The sequence below is a fragment of the Micromonospora polyrhachis genome (genome assembly GCF_014203835.1).
Taxonomy (GTDB): domain Bacteria; phylum Actinomycetota; class Actinomycetes; order Mycobacteriales; family Micromonosporaceae; genus Micromonospora_H; species Micromonospora_H polyrhachis.
Genome location: NZ_JACHJW010000001.1, coordinates 3,404,993 through 3,422,514, shown reverse-complemented (window position 1 = coordinate 3,422,514; position 17,522 = coordinate 3,404,993). Strand labels below are relative to the sequence as shown.

Below are 17,522 nucleotides of genomic sequence, written 5' to 3'. Positions count from 1 at the left end.
CACCGCTCCGGTGCACTAGAACTACGGGTGCAAGGTATAGCCATCCGGCAATCTCCAGCCGAGGGGACCAGGCCATGCCCACTGCCACACCGACCACCGAGCCGACCACCGAGCCGGCAATCGAACCGAACACTGGGCCGGCGAGGGAAACGGCGCTCGCGCGGGCCGGCCGGCTGCCTCACCCACCGGTCGGGCAGCGCCGCTGGCTGGGCGTCGACGCCGGTCGAGTCGCCCTCTGGCAGGCCGCCGCACTGGGCGTGGTCGCAGCCGGTGGCCCGTTCGACGCCGCTGGCGGTACCGCAACCGGGCTCGCCGCCCTCGTGGTGGGTGGCACCGCGCTGCGTGTCCGGGGTCGGTGGCTGCCGGACTGGGCGCTGGTCCGGCACCGCTACCAGCGCCGTGCCCGGCATCCACAACCGACCCTGCCCACCCTGTCGACCCGCACCTACGCCGACCGGGCCGGCAATCGCGCCGGACTGGCCAGCGACGGAAACTCCTGGAGCGGGCTGCTGCGGCTCGACCCGTCCGGTGATCTCGATCATTTGCTGCCTCACCTCTCGGCCAGCTACTCCGATCCCGAACTGCCCCTGACCGGGTTGCAACTCGTCGACTGGACCTCCCCGGGCACCGGCCAGGCCGCCCGCTGGCTCGCGATCCGGGTCGACCCGAGACACGCAGGGCGAGCCGTCGCGGCCCGGGGCGGCGGCGACCAGGGCCTGATCCGTACGGCTGGCACCGCCGCTCTGCGGCTCGCCACCGTACTGCGCGCCGCCGGCCACCGGGTCCTGCTGCCCGACGGCACCCAGCTGCACGATGACTGGGCGGCGTCGCTCGGCGTCGACCCCCGACAGGCTGCCGAGCCCACTACCGAGAACTGGCGCTACTGGTCGCTGGGAATGCTGCATCAGGTCTGCTACCGGCCGCGCCGGACGCCCCGGAACTGGGACGAGGTGGCCCATCACCTGCTGCGCCGACACGGCAGCGAACCGGCTCTGGTCAGCGCCATCTCGATCCGCCTGGACCGGCAGCGTGGCGGTGGCACCCGGACCAGCGCCCTGGTGCGCCTCGGGGTGCCGGCCGGCCCTGCGCCGGAGGCGGTCGCCGAAGTGGTCGGCCGGGCCACCGCCGGCTTCGGCAAAGGGCTCGTCCCGCTGCATGGCACGCATGCCGTGGCGGCCTGGGACAGCCTTCCCCTGGCCGGCCTTCGCCTGTAACCCCTGGCCGGCCTGCGGTTGCATCCCCTGGCCGGGCAGCAACTGACCTCCCCGGCTGGTCCTCGCCGGTAGCCCCCGGCCAGGCAGCAACTGACCTCCCCGGCCGGCCCGCAGTTGACTCAACCACCCCATGCGCGTACCGCGCCGTAGACGTCCAGCACCGCACCGGCCACCGGGACCAGGCTGACCAGCGCCAGGAACTCCACCACGTCGAGCAGCCGCCCCCAGTACGGCGATGGCGTGCCGGCCGGGGCGCGGACGGCGTACGTGGCGCACACCGCCCCCACCAGCCCGATCAGTCCGGCCAGCAGCAGGCGGGTGCCCGAATCCCCGACGAGCCCGATCCGGGCAGCGGTACCGAGCACGGCAACCGCCCCGGCCAGCAGCAACGCCGCCCGCTGACCCACCCCGACATAGGCGCGCGACCGCAGCAGCAGGGCCGCGCCGACCAGGCCGGACAATGCCCACGACCACCGGTCGTCGGTGGTCAGCAGCACCCCGGCGCAGCAGGCCACGATGACTGCGAGCGCGCAGAGCAGGCTGGTGAGGATCCGCTCGGCGGCCTCGGTACCGCCGACCATCTCCGGGCCCAACGTCGGCGTCTCGTCCCGGCGGAACGCTGCCACATCGGTCGGGACACTGGGCAGGGGAAGCCGGCCGAGCCGCAGCGCGAGCATCGGCAGCGCCGGACTGGCCATCACGGCGGCACAGCAGACGATCGCCGCCACCGAGGCCGGTGCCGCCCCGGTGAGCAGGGCGGTGAAGGCCGCGATGCCACCGACCGCAGCGGCGACGGCGACCGCCGCGAACCGCTGCTCGGCCACGACCACGGCGGCGAGCGCGGCGTAGACGGTGGCGGCGGTGCCGGCCAGCGCCAGCCGTCCGGCCGTCACTGCCAGCGCGGCCTGCCCGTCACCGGCGAGTACCGCCAGGCCACCGACCAGGGCGGCGGGTACGCCACCGGCGGCCACGACCGCGCCGAGCCCCCGGTCACCGTACGCCCGGGACAGTGCCCCGCCGGCGATAAGCAGAGCCAGGGCCAGGGCTCCGGCAAGGATCGCCACCGTGCCGGCGGGCAGCCCACTGAAGCCCACCGCCACTGCCACGGCGGCGAAGGCCAGGCAGGCCACCGCCCCACCGACCCGGCGGGACACCGTACCCCGCCAGACACCGGGCCGGTCGGCGGCGGCGCTGGCGATCGCGTCCACCACGTCGTCGAAGAGCATCGGGGTGGCCCGTCGGTCCACACTGCTCAGATAGAGCACCTCACCGTCGCGCAGCCCGGCACCGGTCACCGTCACGGCACTGTCCAGTGGCGGGGCACCGAGTCGGTGCAACTCCCAGCCGGCACCGCCGGCCCGGTCGGTCTCGACACTCAGCAGCCGGACGAGTTGCGGCACCAGTTCCGCCACGGTGCTCTGCACCGGCAACGACACGTCCAACCGGGAATGCGGTGCCACCACCGTCACCCGCCGGGGCGCGATCGTGGTGGGCACTACTCGGCCTCGGCCAGCAGCGGCGCGTACTTCGCCTCACTCGCGGCGGCCAACTTGGCCAGCCCGTCGTTGACCGCCTCCAGCACCAGTTGACCGAGGGTCTGCGCGTCGTAGCGGCGCAGCACCTGCGGGTCGATCGACACGTCGGTGAACCGGCCGTCGCCCTTCAGCTTCACGGTCACGTCACCGTTGCCGGCGTATCCGGTGATTTCCATCGTCTCGACGGAACGCTGGATGTCCTCAATGCGCTGCTGCTGCTCGCGCACCTGGGCCATCAGTTCCTCGATCGCCGGTTCCATGCCTGCTACCTCCGGTTCTACGGCCGCCGCCCCTGCACGTCGTACTGGATCGACTCACGTGTCTGGGTGGCCAGGTTCTCCAGGTACACGTAGTGCGCTGCGGTGTTGTAGGCGTCCAGGTAGTCGGCCCGCCCGGCATCGGCGCGAGCCCACCGTACGGCTTCCTCGGCGGCTGTGCCGTGCATCGACCCGACCGGTACGTCCGGCGCGTTGCCGCCGGTGCGCAACTCGTAGCCGGCCAGGTCGCTGGCGGCCGTGTAGACGGCCCCGTTCCCGGTGAACTGTGGATGGTGGAAGACGTCGGTCGGCAGACCGACCGGATGCACCGCAGGCGGTGCCTGCATGGCTCCGGTGATCAGGTTGCCGGCCTGGCCGACCGCGAAGCCGGCGAACGAGCCGACCTGCGGGATCGTGCCCGCACCGAAGCCGGCCACGTCCTTGACCGCGTTGGCGATGGCCATCTGCCGGGTGTACGCCTCCTGCGCCACCTTGGTGGCCTGCTCGGCGTCTGAGACGTTGGCGTGCCAGATGGCGTTGGCCGCCGCCGCGTTGGTCAACCCGTCGACGTTGCCGGCGTACCGCCCGGCCTGTTCCATCGGGATCGTCCCGGCGTCGGCCTGCCGGAGCAGGTATTCCTTGTAGAGGTCGGCACCCGCGTTGATCTGGTCGCGGCCGTTCTGGGTGGTTTCGGCCAGCATCAGCATGTGCCGGGCGTCGGTGCCGCCGATCCGGTCGGCCCGGGTGTCGGTGTCCAGTCCGTCGAGGGGCTGGGCGTACAGGTCGAGGTTGGGCACGGTGGCGCGGGCGATCGCCTCGGACAGGTGCGGGTTCTCCCGCATCCCGGCCAGCATCCGCTCGTACGACGACGGGTCGGTCATCGTCTGGGTGAGGTCGACGTACGCGCCGCGGGCCAGGTCGTGTTCGGCAGGATCGGCGGTCCCGGAGCCGATCCAGTCGATGACCCGGCCCGCGGCGCGGCCATCATCCGCCCACGCGAAGCCGCTGAGGTGGCTCAGCGTGGCGGAGTCGCCAACCAGTGCGGCGTTGGCGACGTGGTTACGGGTGGACACGTCGAGCATCGAGGTCAACGTCGTGTCCACCCGTGGCTTGTCCCACAGCACGGCGTCGTTGGTCGACACGTAGTAGCCGGGGTCGGTGGGCTTCAGTCGGGAGATGTCGTCGAGCCGCTGGGTGACGTCGGCGATCTCGCCGACCCGGCGGGTCATCGCGGTGGAGAATTCCGTACCGGCGACCATGTTCCGGTCGGCGGCCTGGGTGAGCTGGGACAGTGCCTCCCACTGTGCGAAACGCGGCACGTCGAGCCGGTTGGTGTAGACCGTCCCGCCGAACACCCCGGTCAGCGGTCCGTTCGCACCGCCGGACATCTCCCGGGTGAACCCCCACGAGTCGGTGCCGATGTTGGTCTCCGTGGCGGCGGAGGAGAACACCAGGTCCCGTACGGCGGGCGGCAGGTCCGCCGGGTGCTGGGACAGGCTCAGGATGCCGTTGCCGACGGTGGTCATCATTGCCTGCCGGTCGGCGGTGGCGAAGCCGGGCGCGGTCTCCCCGAAGAGTCCGAAGAGGCTGGTGTTGAATCGGTGTTCGTCGGCGTTGAGGTAGCCGGGCAGGTCGAAGGTCCGCTCGCCGAGCTCGCCGTAGAACGCCGTCAGGTACGCCTTGTCGGCGGCCGACGGCGGCTGGCTGGTGCGCAGCCGCTCGGTGACCGCCCCGAGTTCGGCCATGGCCTGCCGGAACCGCTCCGGCGAGGCATCCCCGGCCAACGCCGCTCGTACGGCCATGGCGGCGGCCCGACCCTGGGTGGCCGAGGCGGTCAGCTGGGCCGGGGTGGCCTGGGCGGTGCCGGGTGCGCCCAGTTCGGCGGCGACCCGGACCAGCGCGGCGGCGAGGGTGTCGTGGATCCCCCGGATGGCGCTGATCGCCTGCTCGCCGAGTTGGCGGGCCTGGCGGACCAGGGCGGCCATCTGGTTCTGCGGCACCGCCCGCGCGTAGGCGATGAGCACTCCGGCGACGGCCCGGAACTGGGCGAGGACCGAATCGGCACCGGTCGCCGCCGATCGGAGCGCGCCGGCTGCGTTCTCCAAGGCGGTGGCGTGCCGGCGCAGCCGGGCCTCGCTGCCGTCCAGCCCGGCGGTGACCCGACCGGTCGCGGTGCCGTACGCGTCGTAGGCCGCGCCCGACCAGTGGTGGGCGAGCTGGGTGCGGTGCCGGTGCAGGTCGGTGCAGACACCGGCGGCCTGGTCGGCGAGCGTCCGATAGGACTGGGCCACCGCGCACAGTCCGGCCGGGTCGCCGGTCATCTGCCGGCGGTACTCGCTGAGCACCTGGACGTACCGGTTGAGCAGCCCGGACAGCGCGCCGGAGAGATCCAGGACGAGGCGACCGGAGAGCGGGACGGTGGTGGTCACGTCAGCTCACCTTGACCGAGCCGTCGGCGTCGACGCTGACGTCCGCCTCGACGGTCTGCCCGCCGGAGCTGGCGGAGACCTCGATGTCGAAGGCCCGGCCGGTGTCGACCGGCACCTCGACGGTGACCTTCAGGTCGCCCTTGCTGGCGGTGATGGTGACGTCGTCGTCGCTGTCCCGGCCACCCGTGGACGGTGCCGGAGTGACGTCAGCCGGGGCTGCCGGGACGGGGGCGGTGGGTACGGGGATGGCCCCGGGCAGCGTGGACTGCCCCCGGTCGACCGCTACCCACTGGTCGGTGCCGCCAAGCGCCGGCGGCAGGTAGTTGGTGAGCGATCCGGTGGTCGGATAGCCGGAGCCGGTGAAATTGGGCATCGTCTGACCGAGGGGATAGCCGCCACCCAGTGCCGTCTGCCCGGTGCTGGTGGCGACGCCGCCGATCTGCGGCGGGGCGGTGATGGCGGTGTTCGCGATCCCGGTCGGGACCGTCGCGGCGGTCGACCGTCCGGCGTCGTTGTTCTTGGAAAATAGCTGCTCGACCTGGGTGACGATGGTGGCCAGGCCGGTGAGGATCTGACCGATGTTGGTCGCGCCGATGGCGGTGAGGATGCCCCCGATGCCGGTCAGGAACGCCTTCAGGATGCCCGTGGTGCTGACCGCCAGCGCCCGCCCGGCCGCCCGGGTGTACGGGTTGGACATCAACGCCGCCACCGTCGGGTTGATCGCGCTCACCACCGCCCGGTACGCGGCCTGGGCCGTGGTGATCTGCGCGGCGGAGCCCTCCAGTTCGCGGATGCCGGCGTACACGGTTTCGATGATCTTCTGGAAGCTGGCGAACGACTTGGTGAGTTTCTGGACCACCGAATCACTGGCGGCACCGGCCGACCACACCTCGCGTAGCTGCTCGCGGGCGCGCTCCAGGTCGGCGAGCAGGCTGACCAGGCGGGCCGCCCGGGCGGTGAGCGCCGCCGCGTGGGCCAGGATCGCCGCCGGGTCGCCGCCGACGATCGAGGGCAGGGCGACGGTGCTGGGGCCACGGCCGCTGGCTGCGGCGTCCATCGCGCCTGAGTTGGGGATGTTAAACACGACGCACCTCTCTCGGCATCACGTCGGTCACTGCGGGTGGCGGCGCGCTGGTCGCTGGGGGCGGCGGCGCGCTGGCCGCTGGGGGCGGCGGCGCGCTGGCCGCTGGGGGCGGCACGTCGGTCAGCACGACGGGGTCACCACAGCGGGGTCGCGTCGGTCATCGGCCGATAGACCCGTACCCGCCCGAACTGGGCGGCCTCGCCGACCGCACCGTGGTTGTAGAGCTGTCCGTTCGCGCCGGCCACGCCGATCACCGGCCCGGAGTCACCGACGTACGGCTGCACGACCACCACGTCTCCGGTGTTCACCACGCCGGAGACGTCCCGTCCGCTGCCGGAGTAGACGGCGAGCAGGCCGACCCGCTCCTGGTTGGTGGGGCTGCGGTCCAGCCAGTCGGCGAAGTCGCCGGCGTTGCCGAAGGTGACGTCGGTCAGGGGCCGGCTGGCCAGGTCACCGAGCCGGGCCCGGGTCAGGTAGTCGAGCACGTTGCCGACCGATCCGGGTTCACCGGCGGCCCCGGCACTGTCGTTGATGGCGTATCCGGCCAGGGCCGTGCCGGCCGGCTGGCCGCCGCTCGGTGGGTGTCCGCCGAGGTCGCTGCCCAGGTTTCCGCCCAGCGCCGTCGCGACCGCCCGGTCGGCCGCCTCGTAGTCGTTCGCGCTGCGGTGTACCAGGTCGTTGACCTCCTGCAACAGCTGCAGCAGGGTCCGCATGGTGCCGACGAGTTGGCCCTGCATCGCGATGTTCGCCGAGGCGACCGGTGAGCCGATCCTGGCAAACTTCGTGGGTGCCAGGGTCAGCGCCTCCAGCTCCATCACCGTGCTGTAGGTCTGGAGCAGGAGGCCGACCACGTTGCCGACAACTCCGCGTACGGCATCCGGCCGTACGTGGTAGGAAGCCCCTGTCGTCATCGCCCGCACCTTTCCGCCGATCACGCGGACCAGCCGTGGCGGCGAGGGTGATTTCCCTGCGTCCGCACGGTTTCCGGATGGTTGCGGGTCATCGTAGGTTGGTGCGCGCGGCGCTCTGTACGGCAAAACTACCCACTAGCCGCCCTGTCGAAGTGACCACGAGTCACCGGGAAGTCTGCCGATGTCCCGGTGATCGGATCCCCCTGCCGAGGAGGCCGGATGTCGATCGACATGTTCCGCCGCCGGGTCGCGCTGCCCGAGCCGCCCCAGGGCGAGATCATGCTCCAGGCACCTCCGGCGCTGCCCCGAGGTTCCGGTCAGGGCGGCATGCAGATGATGTTCATGCTGCCGATGATGTTGGGCATGGGCGCCATGTCGTTCGTCTATATCGGACGTTCTGGTGGCGCGATGACCTGGGTGTTCGGCGCGCTCTACATCAGCGTCATGGTGGGAATGCTGATCATGGCGGTGTCCCGGGGCGGTGCCTCGAAGAAAGCGCAGATCAACGACGAGCGGCGCGACTACCTGCGCTACCTCGGCGGCCTACGTGGTCAGGTCCGGGAGGTGGCGGTACGGCAACGGGAGGCTGCCCTCGCCGCGCTACCCGAACCGGCCGACCTGTGGTCGTACGCCGGCACCGACCGGCTGTGGGAACGGGGCCGCACCGATCCGGACTTCGGCCGGGTACGCGTCGGCGTCGGGCCGCAGCGGCTGGCCACGGCGCTGCGCGCCCCGCAGACCGCGCCACTGGAGGACCTCGACCCGGTCGCCTCCACCTCGCTACGGCACTTCATCCGCACCTATGCCACCGTCGCCGACCTGCCGGTGGCGGTCTCGCTGCGCTCGTTCCGCCGGATCACCCTGGCCGGCGACCGGCCGATCGGGCTGCACCTCGTCCGGGCCATGCTGGCCCACCTGGTCACCTTCCACTCCCCGGACGACCTGCGGATCGCCGTCTGTGTCGCACCCGACCGGCAGGACACCTGGGACTGGCTGAAGTGGCTGCCACACGCCATGCACCCGGGCCGGACCGACCCGAGCGGCCCCACCCGGCTCGCCGCACCCACCCTGGCCGGGCTGGCCGCACTGCTCGCCGACGACCCTGCCGAGCCGGGCACCCGGGGCACGTTCCGGCCCGGTGCCCGCCCCGACGCTCCGCACCTGCTGATCCTGGTCGACGGCGGGGCCACCCACCCCGACGCGGGGTTGGTCCCAGCCGGTGGGCTGGCCGGCACCACCGTGCTGGAGATCGGCGGCGCACCGAGCGACGGTGCGGGCGTCCTCGACCTGGTCCTCGCCCAGGGGCACCTCGGCATGCGTACGACCGACGGGGTGGCCCTGGTCGGTGAACCCGACCAGCTCAGCGTGGCCGGTGCCGAGGTGGTCGCCCGGCAGCTCACCGCGCTGCACACCGGATCACCCATCCGCACCGACCAGCCCCTCGCCGGCACCTTCGGCCTCTCCGACCTGCTCGGTATCGGCGACCCTCGGCACCTCGACACCGCCGTCACCTGGTGCCCCCGCGCCCCCCGCGACCGGCTGCGCATCCCGATCGGCGTGGACCCAGACGGCCGCCCGGTCGACCTCGACCTCAAGGAGTCCGCCGAGGGCGGCATGGGTCCACACGGGCTGGTCATCGGGGCGACCGGCTCCGGCAAGAGTGAACTGCTGCGCACCCTGGTCACCGGCCTGGCGGCGACCCACTCCTCGGAGACGTTGAACCTCGCGCTGATCGACTTCAAGGGCGGGGCGACCTTCGCCGGCATGACCGACCTGCCGCACACCTGTGCGGTGATCACCAACCTCGCCGCCGACCTGACCCTGGTCGACCGGATGGGTGACGCGCTGCGCGGCGAGACCGTACGCCGGCAGGAACTGCTCCGGGCCGCCGGCAACTACGCCTCGGTACGCGACTACGAGCGGGCCCGCGCCGACGGTGCCCCGCTGCGTCCGCTGCCCTCCCTACTGGTGATCATCGACGAGTTCAGTGAACTGCTCTCCAGCCGACCGGAGTTCATCGACCTGTTCGTGATGATCGGCCGGCTCGGTCGCAGCCTCGGCATCCACCTGATGCTCGCGTCGCAGCGGCTGGAGGAGGGGCGACTGCGCGGCCTGGACAGTCACCTCAGCTACCGGATCGGGCTGCGTACCTTCTCCGCCTCGGAGAGCCGGGCGGTGCTCGGGGTGCCCGACGCGTACGAGCTGCCCTCGGTGCCCGGCTCGGCCTACCTGAAGCACGACACCACCACCCTGCAACGCTTCAAGGCCGCGTACGTCTCCGGAGAACTCCCACCCGAGCAGGCCCCCGGCACCGAGGCGGAGGTGCCCTACGAGCGGCGCATCCTGCCGTACCGGCTGGCTCCGCTGGAGCTGACCGAGGCGGAGGCGGGTGCAATCGCGACCGCCACGACCGTCGACGACCGGAAAGCGGCCCCGGGATCGGTCGGGATGACAGTGCTGGACGCGATGGTCGGTCGGCTGCTCGGGCACGGCCCCGCCGCCCACCAGATCTGGCTGCCGCCGCTGGCCGAGCCACCCAGCCTCGACCAACTGCTGCCCCCGCTCGGCCTCGACCCGGAGCGTGGCTTCTGCCCGGTCGGCTGGGCCGGCAACGGCCAGCTCACCGTGCCACTGGCCATCGTGGACAAGCCGTACGAGCAGCGTCGGGACCTGTTCTGGGCGGAACTTTCCGGCGCGGCCGGGCACGCCCTGGTGCTCGGCGGTCCGCAGAGCGGCAAGAGCACGCTGCTGCGTACCCTGGTTTCTGCCCTCGCCCTCACCCACACCCCCGCCGAGCTGCAGTTCTTCGTGCTCGACTTCGGTGGTGGCGGGCTGGCAACCGTGGCCGGGCTGCCACACGTCAGTGGCTACGCCACCCGAATGGACACCGAGAAGGTACGCCGGATCGTCGCCGAGCTGACCGCGCTCCTCGCCGAGCGGGAGAAGCTGTTCGCGGAGCACCGGATCGACTCGATGGCCACCTTCCGACGGCAGCCGCCACCGACCGCCGACGGGCGTGCCTTCGGTGACGTGTTCCTGGTTATCGACGGCTGGATGACGCTGCGGCAGGAGTTCGAGCCGCTGGACGAGACGGTCACCACGCTGGCCGCCCGGGGGCTCGGGTTCGGCATCCACGTCGTACTCTCCGCCAACCGGGCGATGGAGATCCGCCCCGCGCTGCGGGACCTGATCGGCACCCACATCGAACTGCGGCTCGGTGACCCGGCCGACTCTGCGTACGACCGGCGGGCCGCCGCCAGCGTGCCAACACGCTCCCCCGGGCGCGGCCTGACCAGCGAGAAGCTGCACTTCCTCGGGGCCCTGCCCCGGATCGACGCGGGCAACTCGGTGGCCGACCTGCCAGCCGGTGCGGCGGACCTGGTCAAACAGGTGGACGCCGCCTGGCGGGGGGCGCGAGCCCCGCAGGTACGGCTGCTACCCCGGCTGGTGCCGGTCACCGACCTGCCGGCACCGGTACCAGCCGACGGCCAGGCCCGCGCCGACCGGCGCGTCCCGGTCGGCTTGGCCGAGGCGGACCTCGGCCCGAGCTATCTGGACTTCGACGCCGACCCGCACTTCATCGCCTTCGGGGACGTCGAGTCCGGCAAGACCAACCTGCTGCGGGTGCTGGCCCAGCAGATCGCCGCCCGCTATTCGGTGGCCGATGCCGCCATCATCATCGGCGACTACCGGCGCGGGCTGCTGGACGCGATCACCGGTCCCCACCTGCTCGGTTACGCCGGCAGCGAGCCGGTGCTCACCCAGCTCATCGCCGAGGCCGCGCAGGGAATCCAGCAGCGGATGCCCGGCCCCGAGCTGACCGCCGTGCAGTTGCGCGACCGGAGCTGGTGGACCGGGCCGGAGCTGTTCGTCCTCGTCGACGACTACGACCTGGTGGTGACGCCGACCCGTAATCCGCTCGCCCCGTTGCTGGAGTTCCTGCCGCAGGCCAAGGACGTCGGCCTGCACCTGGTGGTAACCCGCCGTACGGGTGGCGCGAGCCGGGCCCTCTACGAGCCGGGGATGCAACGGCTACGTGACCTCGGTACGCCCGGCCTGTTGCTCTCCGGTCCCCGGGACGAGGGGGCACTGCTGGCGGACGTCAAGCCCAGCGTGCAGCCGCCCGGCCGGGGCCAGTTGGTGAACCGGCGTACCGGGGTGTCGCTGGTCCAGATCGCCTGGTCCGGTGATGGTTCCACCTGATTCCTACGGGTGTCTGATGGGCCGAGTGGGCACCCGCGTGTCGGTCGTGTGGGTAATAGTGCCGTGTCCCCGGCCGGTAGTTGTGCCGTACTAACAAAGGGTCACACCTACCTAACATCCCCAGCGTGTACGGCGCCGCGAGCCGGCGCGCCACTCCGCCTGAAGGAGGTGACCCGACGTGGCCAGTCCCGGATTCAAGAGCGATGCCGCTGCGATGACGCGAGCGGTCAGCGGGTTCGACGAGGCCGCTACGAACGCGGCGCGGACCATGACCGAGCTGGAGAGCGAACTCGTCTCGGTGCTGAGCCGGTACGCCGGCAACCAGGCGACCGCGTTCTGGCAGTTGCAGAACCGACTGCAGGAGAGCATGCGGGTCGCGGCCCGTGAACTGGAGACCATGTCCGGTTTGGTCAACCAGAGCTTCCGCAACTACGACACCGGCGACTGGACCGTCGCCGACTCCCTCAAGGGCCTCGCGGGCGCCGTCGGCGAGGGCAGCTCCGTACTCAACCGTCTCGCCGGTGGGCCGGCCTGACCTGCCCGGATGGGGTGATCTGAGATGAACGGCGATGTCATCAACGTCGAGTTCGCGGGGCTTCGTGCCGCCGCCGACTCGCTGCACGTGAAAGCCCAGTCGCTGACCGGCCACATGGAGCAGCTGCACACCAGCCTGGGTCCGATCAAGGAAACCTGGTACGCCTCCGGCAGCTCCGCCGGTCAGGCCGCCGAGCAGTCCGAAACCCGGCTGCGCGCTGCGCTGAACGAGATCATCACGATCATCGGTCAGTTCTCCGGCAAGGTGAACGAGGCGCACGACGTGCAGTTGGCGCTGGAGAACCGTAACGCCAGCTACTTCGGCTGAACTGATCGGCGATGGCGCGGGGGCCTAGGGGGGACCCACCCGCGCCATCGCCGGCCAGACCACCGGAGCGGCCGTCGCAGAACGGAACCGGTGACCCATCGGTCGCCGATCCGGATCAGCCTGATGAGGGTCTTGCCGACGAGCGCCGAGACAGGAGAGCGCGCCGATGTCCCAAGAGGAGTCGTTCCGGGTCCACCTGGAATCGCTGCAAGAGTTCGCCCGGGAGCTGGAGACCCAGCTGGAGGCGATGCGTAAGCCGACCGACAGTCTCGGCCTGCTGCGCGTACAGCCGATGCTGCTCGGCGACTTCGTCGAGGCGTCCTCACTGAGCGACCGGCATCGGACGGCGGTCGAACAGATGCACGAGCTGCTGCACACGGTGCGGGAAGCCATCGCGTTCGCCAACGACGTGACCCACATGATCGCCGACGGCTACGCCGAGTACGACTTCGGCGTGGCCACCTCCTTCCGCGGCCACGGAAAGGGCTGAGACGATGCCGGGCAACCAGCGGGGCGGCCGGGTCCGCAGCGACTTCAGTCAGCACAGCCACCCGGAACTCGTCCGGATGCTCTACGCCAGCAAACCGGAGACGGTGGTTTCGGCGGCACGGGGCTGGGAGGCGGCCGGAAACGCGCTGCATGACCGGGCCGGTGACGTCGAGCGTCAGCTCCGCGAGTTCGAGCAGTGGTGGGACGGCAGTGCGGCCCGCCAGTACCAAACGATGATCAAAGACCTGACCTCCGGCATCCGCCGGGTCGCCGACACCGCGTACGCGATCCGCGACCTGACCTACACCTCGGCCGAGGCGCTCGACACCGCCCGTAAGGCGATGCCCGCCCCACAGTCCGTACCCGACCTCGCTCCGTCGGTCATCGCCGCCGCGACGACACCACTCGTCCTGCCGGCCGACACCCCGCCGTCGACAGTCGACGCACTCCAGAGACAGCAGTCCGACGCCATCAACCAGGTCAAGGCCCAACAACAGGCACAGGCCGCAGCCAGCGCCGCCCACCAGCAGGCCGTCCAGGTCATGACCACGCTGGCCGGGCACTACACGGTGGCCGAGGACACCATGCCGATCGCGCCGACCGCCGCCAGCCGGCCCACCACCGCACCCCCGGCGAACGACCCGGCCCCGGTCTCACCACCCGTCCCGGTCGTGCCCCAGCCGGGTGTGGCTCCCCCGCCCGACGGCACACCACCGACCGGGCCGACGCAGCCCAACCCCGCTCCCAGCCCGCCGCTGTTCAGTGCGATGTTCACCGCCGGTATCGCCGCCGCCTCGGCCGCGCTCGGCGGCCGGTTCACCGGCATGCTGCCCCGGCTGCTGCCCGGCAGCAAGCCGGGTGGCAAGAAGACCGATCCCCCCGGCACCGGCACCACCCCGCTCGCCAGTGGTGGTAGCGGTGGGCTCGGCGGTGGCGGAGGTGGAGGTATCGGTGGCATCGGCGGTGGCGGCGATCCCGACAGGACCCCGGTCGGCAACCAGATGCTCAATGGGCAGTCCGGTGCCCCGGTGGTGAACGGCCTCGCTGGTGCCGCCGGAGCCGCGGCGGCGGTCGGCGCGAAGGGAATGGCCGGAGGTTTCATGCCGGCCATGCCGTTCGCGCCGATGGGGGCGGGGGACGCCGCCGGTGGTCGCCGAATTCCGCCCTGGCTGATCGAGACCGAGGACGTCTGGGGTGAGCAGTCCCTGGTCACCCCGGCGGTGATCGGCGAGGACCTCGACCCGACCCAGCACGCCAACAACCAACGGCCATGGGCATGACCGCCACCGGATACCGGGCGGTCCCGGCCGCCCTCGACACCGCCGCCACCGAACTGAACAGCGGCGCGGACCAGTTGAGCAACGTACGGGCCCGGATCGGCACACCGCCCGTCGCCGCCGAGGCGTTCGGCCGACTGCCCCAGTCCCAGCAGGCGATGCACGCCCACGGCAGCAGCCTCCAGACCAGCACCACCGAACTGGAGACGGCGGTCACCGGTACGCGCCGGTTGGCCGCCGGGGTGACCGCCTCGGTCGCCAACTACCGACAGGGTGACACCCGGGTCAGCCAGAGTTTCCTGAGCCTGCTCGGTGGTGCCGCCGACCCGGCCCAGGGTGGACGTGGTGGTGCCGCACCGGCCGGTTCCACCCCGTTCGCCAACCGGATCGCCGCGAACCGGCAGGCGGTCAGCACCGCGCTGGACGCCGAACGGCAGCGGCTGGCCCAGCTCAAGGAGGAATTGGACGGCCCACCGTTTCACCGGGACTACCAGGAAGAACGCTTCCTGAAGCAGGACATCGAGAAGTCGCAGGCTCGCATCGAGTTGTACGAGAACATCCTCGCCGAACACCGCAAGATCCTGTCGTTCGATCCGTCGGGCGACGGCTCGATGGTCGAGTTGGTCGGTGACATCGGGCCCCACACCCGCAACGTGGCGGTCTTCGTCCCCGGGACGTACTCCGAGCTGGCCACCCTGGAGCGCTACCACGACACGATGGCCGGGTTCGTGGACGCGGCCCCGAAGCGGGACCTGGCGGTCGTCCTGTGGATGGACGGTGACCTGCCGTCCAACCTGTTTCCGCAGGCACCGTCGGCGCGCTACGCCGACGATCTCGGGCCCCGGCTCGCCGAGTTCTCCCAGGAGCTACGTACGGAGATCGCCGGCTCGGCTGCCGCCGGTAACGGGGTGCAGGTCACCTACGCCGGCCATTCGTACGGCGGCGCGGTCGTCGGCACCGCCGAGCAGTTCGGGCTGGACGCCAACCGGGTGCTGCACATCGAGTCAGCCGGCATGGGGCACGACGTGGGCGGGCCGGCGGACCTGCGCCCGGTCCACCAGGACGTGCAGCGCTATTCGATGACCGCGCCCGGCGACCCGATCGCCTGGGTGCGGGACGTGAACATCGGCAACTGGGGTCATGGTGCCGATCCGGACGAGTTTCCCGGGGTGGTCCGGTTGGAGACCGGCAACTATCCCGACGGCCGGCCGCTGGAGGGCAAGGCCGCCCACTCCGACGTGCTGATCTACCACTCCGACGCATGGTGGAACATCTACAACGTCTTCACGGGTGGCGCGGTGGTGCCGGTACGGTCGACGCCGTGACCACACCCATCGACTTCGCACCGTTGGCCGCTGTCGCGGCACCTCTGCGTACGATGCTGGACGGCATCGCGGCCCGGTTCGGCGAGCCCCGGATCAGCCGCGACGAGCAACTGGACTGCGACATGTTCCGACCGGCCGGCACACCGAGCGAGTCGGTCCGGTGGGAATACAACCTGCGGGTGGCCACCACACCGGAGGCGATCGGCATCCTCCTCACCGAAGTGGTGCCGGAGTTGACGGCGGAGGGCTGGCACAGCACCGACCGCAGCAGCGAGACCGAGGTGGCCTACCAGTTCCAGCGAGACGGGGCCAACCTCGGCGTGCACATCGCCCGGGACGGCACCGGCGACGTGGTCGTCGGCGGTGCCACCGCCTGCGTACCGACCGCGGACGGAAATTGAGCCGGCTGCCGGGTGTTGCCGACAATTTCGTCGGGTAGCTCAAGGGTCGCCATCAGGTATCCTCGCTGATGTGAGTCAGCCTTTCCTGTCAATGTCTACGACTGACAGCATTCCCCACATGGCGGACCGCACCGTGGTGCACAGCGGAATTGTCTGCTCACACCCGCAGCCCTCGGTCGCCGAGGCCTATCAGGACATCATGAACGCGGCGTTACACAATGGCTTCCACGCCGTCGTCGGCCTTCGATTTGTTGGCAACAAGCATGTGTTCCGCAGCGCCGCCACGGCCGGCCATTACATTCAGGCATACGGCACAGGCATCGTCTGGCAGCAATAAGGCACGGCCTATGGGCCGGGGTGCCATCCCCTGGCCCGGCCCCGGCGTACCACCACGGTGCCGATGCCAGTCGCCACGGCCACACCGAGCCCCGCCAGCACCAGGGGTACGACGAGCCCTTCCGTGCCGTCATCCGGAGCGGGACGAGCCGCCGCGATCATCTCCGGACCGGCGCTGCCGCTGGGCGGCGTACTACCGATCCCCTCGGCGGTGACCGCCCGATACGGATTCACCATGCCCCAGCCGAGTTGTGGATGTCGACCGGCGACCGCCACCCGGTCGGCGGTCGCCTCGATGCGGGCCACCACCTCGGTGGCGGGCAGCCCCGGTCGGTACGCCCGGACCAGCGCTACCGTGCCGGCCACGTACGCCGCCGCGTACGCCGGGTCGTCGACCACCGGGGTGTGGCCGAGCCTGTTCGTGCCGGCGGCCAGGCTGACCAGGCCACGGCCGGGGGCGGCCACCCGAATGTGCTCCCCGGACTCGGGGGAGACCGCCGCGCCGTCTGGCCCGAACGCACCGACCGCCAACACGCCGGGCAGTGCGGTGGGATAGCTGATGCCGCCCCGGCTCTGGGCCCCCGGTGCGGCCGGCGACACCACCACGACGTCGGCGTCGAGTGCCTCAGTAACGGCGGTACGCAGGGCCGGGCTGTCGGCGGTGGCCGGCACCACCACGCAGATGACCTTGGCGCGGGCGGTGACCGCGGCGTCGATGGCGGCAGCCAGCCGATCCGGGTCGACGGCGCCATTGCCCTGTCGGGTGGCCTGCGTGTAGCGCACCGGCAGCACGGTCACCCCGGGGGCGAGCCCGACCATGGTCGTCTGGTCGTTCGGCTGAGCGGCGATCAGACCGGCGGCAAAGGTGCCCCGACCGTCGCAGTCGTCGGTGGCCCCACGCTGTCCGGCCAGCACATCCGTGCCGGTCTCGACCTGGTCGGGGCCAAACTGGGCGTTGTCCGCGTCGACCCCGGTGCCGAGCACGGCCACCCGTACGCCACGTCCGGTGGTCAACGGCCAGACCCGCTGGGGACCGAGTAGTTCCACCGCCCAGGGGGTGCCGGTCGTGTGCACCCCGACCGGTCTGGTGCAGCCGTCCAGTACACCGGCTGCCGACAACGACGATGCCGCGACGGCCTGTGCTGCCTGCGCAGGCGCGGAAACTGCCTGTGCTGCCTGTGCGGGCGCCGAAACTGCCT

15 protein-coding genes are annotated in these 17,522 nt (G+C 71.4%); 9 read left to right on the top strand and 6 right to left on the bottom strand.

What is annotated here, in order from left to right; all coding sequences use genetic code 11:
* Nucleotides 1-74: 74 nt before the first annotated feature.
* Nucleotides 75-1,214, top strand: a complete 1,140-nt coding sequence (locus FHR38_RS14855; protein WP_184535231.1) for a type VII secretion protein EccE — start codon at nt 75-77, stop codon at nt 1,212-1,214.
* 119 nt (nt 1,215-1,333) lie between these two features.
* On the opposite strand, the gene eccD is transcribed toward FHR38_RS14855, so the two are convergent.
* The 5 genes from eccD to FHR38_RS14830 all read right to left on the bottom strand — a co-directional run bounded on the left by eccD (nt 1,334) and on the right by FHR38_RS14830 (nt 7,430).
* A complete protein-coding gene (gene eccD, locus FHR38_RS14850; protein WP_184535230.1) occupies nt 1,334-2,710 on the bottom strand; it encodes a type VII secretion integral membrane protein EccD in 1,377 nt (458 codons plus the stop codon).
* Nucleotides 2,710-3,009 carry a YbaB/EbfC family nucleoid-associated protein gene (locus tag FHR38_RS14845; RefSeq protein WP_184535229.1) on the bottom strand — a complete coding sequence of 100 codons (300 nt, stop codon included), beginning with the start codon at nt 3,007-3,009 and terminating at the stop codon, nt 2,710-2,712. The genes eccD and FHR38_RS14845 overlap by 1 nt, the downstream gene beginning before the upstream one ends.
* Before the next feature lie 17 nt (nt 3,010-3,026).
* Complete coding sequence (locus tag FHR38_RS14840) at nt 3,027-5,435, bottom strand: WXG100 family type VII secretion target (RefSeq protein WP_184535228.1); 2,409 nt, start codon at nt 5,433-5,435, stop codon at nt 3,027-3,029.
* A 1-nt stretch (nt 5,436) separates the two neighbouring features.
* A complete protein-coding gene (locus FHR38_RS14835) occupies nt 5,437-6,519 on the bottom strand; it encodes a hypothetical protein (protein WP_184535227.1) in 1,083 nt (360 codons plus the stop codon).
* Nucleotides 6,520-6,653: 134 nt separating this feature from the next.
* Nucleotides 6,654-7,430: a WXG100 family type VII secretion target gene (locus tag FHR38_RS14830; RefSeq protein ID WP_221449027.1), complete on the bottom strand. Its 777-nt coding sequence runs from the start codon at nt 7,428-7,430 to the stop codon at nt 6,654-6,656.
* A 219-nt stretch (nt 7,431-7,649) separates the two neighbouring features.
* Here FHR38_RS14830 and eccCa point away from each other — a divergent pair, with 219 nt between their 5' ends.
* From eccCa to FHR38_RS14790, 8 genes are all read left to right on the top strand, one after another.
* Entirely contained in the window at nt 7,650-11,633 is a 3,984-nt protein-coding gene (gene eccCa, locus FHR38_RS14825) for a type VII secretion protein EccCa (RefSeq protein ID WP_184535226.1), read from the top strand.
* A 178-nt stretch (nt 11,634-11,811) separates the two neighbouring features.
* Nucleotides 11,812-12,168 carry a WXG100 family type VII secretion target gene (locus tag FHR38_RS14820; protein WP_221449026.1) on the top strand — a complete coding sequence of 119 codons (357 nt, stop codon included), beginning with the start codon at nt 11,812-11,814 and terminating at the stop codon, nt 12,166-12,168.
* A gap of 24 nt (nt 12,169-12,192) precedes the next feature.
* A complete protein-coding gene (locus FHR38_RS14815) occupies nt 12,193-12,495 on the top strand; it encodes a WXG100 family type VII secretion target (protein ID WP_184535225.1) in 303 nt (100 codons plus the stop codon).
* A 166-nt stretch (nt 12,496-12,661) separates the two neighbouring features.
* Entirely contained in the window at nt 12,662-12,985 is a 324-nt protein-coding gene (locus FHR38_RS14810; RefSeq protein ID WP_184535224.1) for a DUF2563 family protein, read from the top strand.
* Nucleotides 12,986-12,989: 4 nt separating this feature from the next.
* Nucleotides 12,990-14,264, top strand: coding sequence for a WXG100 family type VII secretion target (locus FHR38_RS14805; RefSeq protein WP_184535223.1), 1,275 nt, complete (start codon nt 12,990-12,992; stop codon nt 14,262-14,264).
* Entirely contained in the window at nt 14,261-15,586 is a 1,326-nt protein-coding gene (locus tag FHR38_RS14800; protein WP_184535222.1) for an alpha/beta hydrolase, read from the top strand. The genes FHR38_RS14805 and FHR38_RS14800 overlap by 4 nt, the downstream gene beginning before the upstream one ends.
* Nucleotides 15,583-15,987: a hypothetical protein gene (locus FHR38_RS14795; protein WP_184535221.1), complete on the top strand. Its 405-nt coding sequence runs from the start codon at nt 15,583-15,585 to the stop codon at nt 15,985-15,987. Before FHR38_RS14800 ends, FHR38_RS14795 begins: the two co-directional genes overlap by 4 nt.
* A gap of 118 nt (nt 15,988-16,105) precedes the next feature.
* Nucleotides 16,106-16,324, top strand: coding sequence for a hypothetical protein (locus FHR38_RS14790; protein WP_184535220.1), 219 nt, complete (start codon nt 16,106-16,108; stop codon nt 16,322-16,324).
* An 8-nt stretch (nt 16,325-16,332) separates the two neighbouring features.
* Here FHR38_RS14790 and FHR38_RS14785 read toward each other — a convergent pair whose 3' ends face one another.
* Nucleotides 16,333-17,397: a S8 family serine peptidase gene (locus FHR38_RS14785; protein ID WP_221449025.1), complete on the bottom strand. Its 1,065-nt coding sequence runs from the start codon at nt 17,395-17,397 to the stop codon at nt 16,333-16,335.
* Between the last annotated feature and the right edge of the window lie 125 nt (nt 17,398-17,522).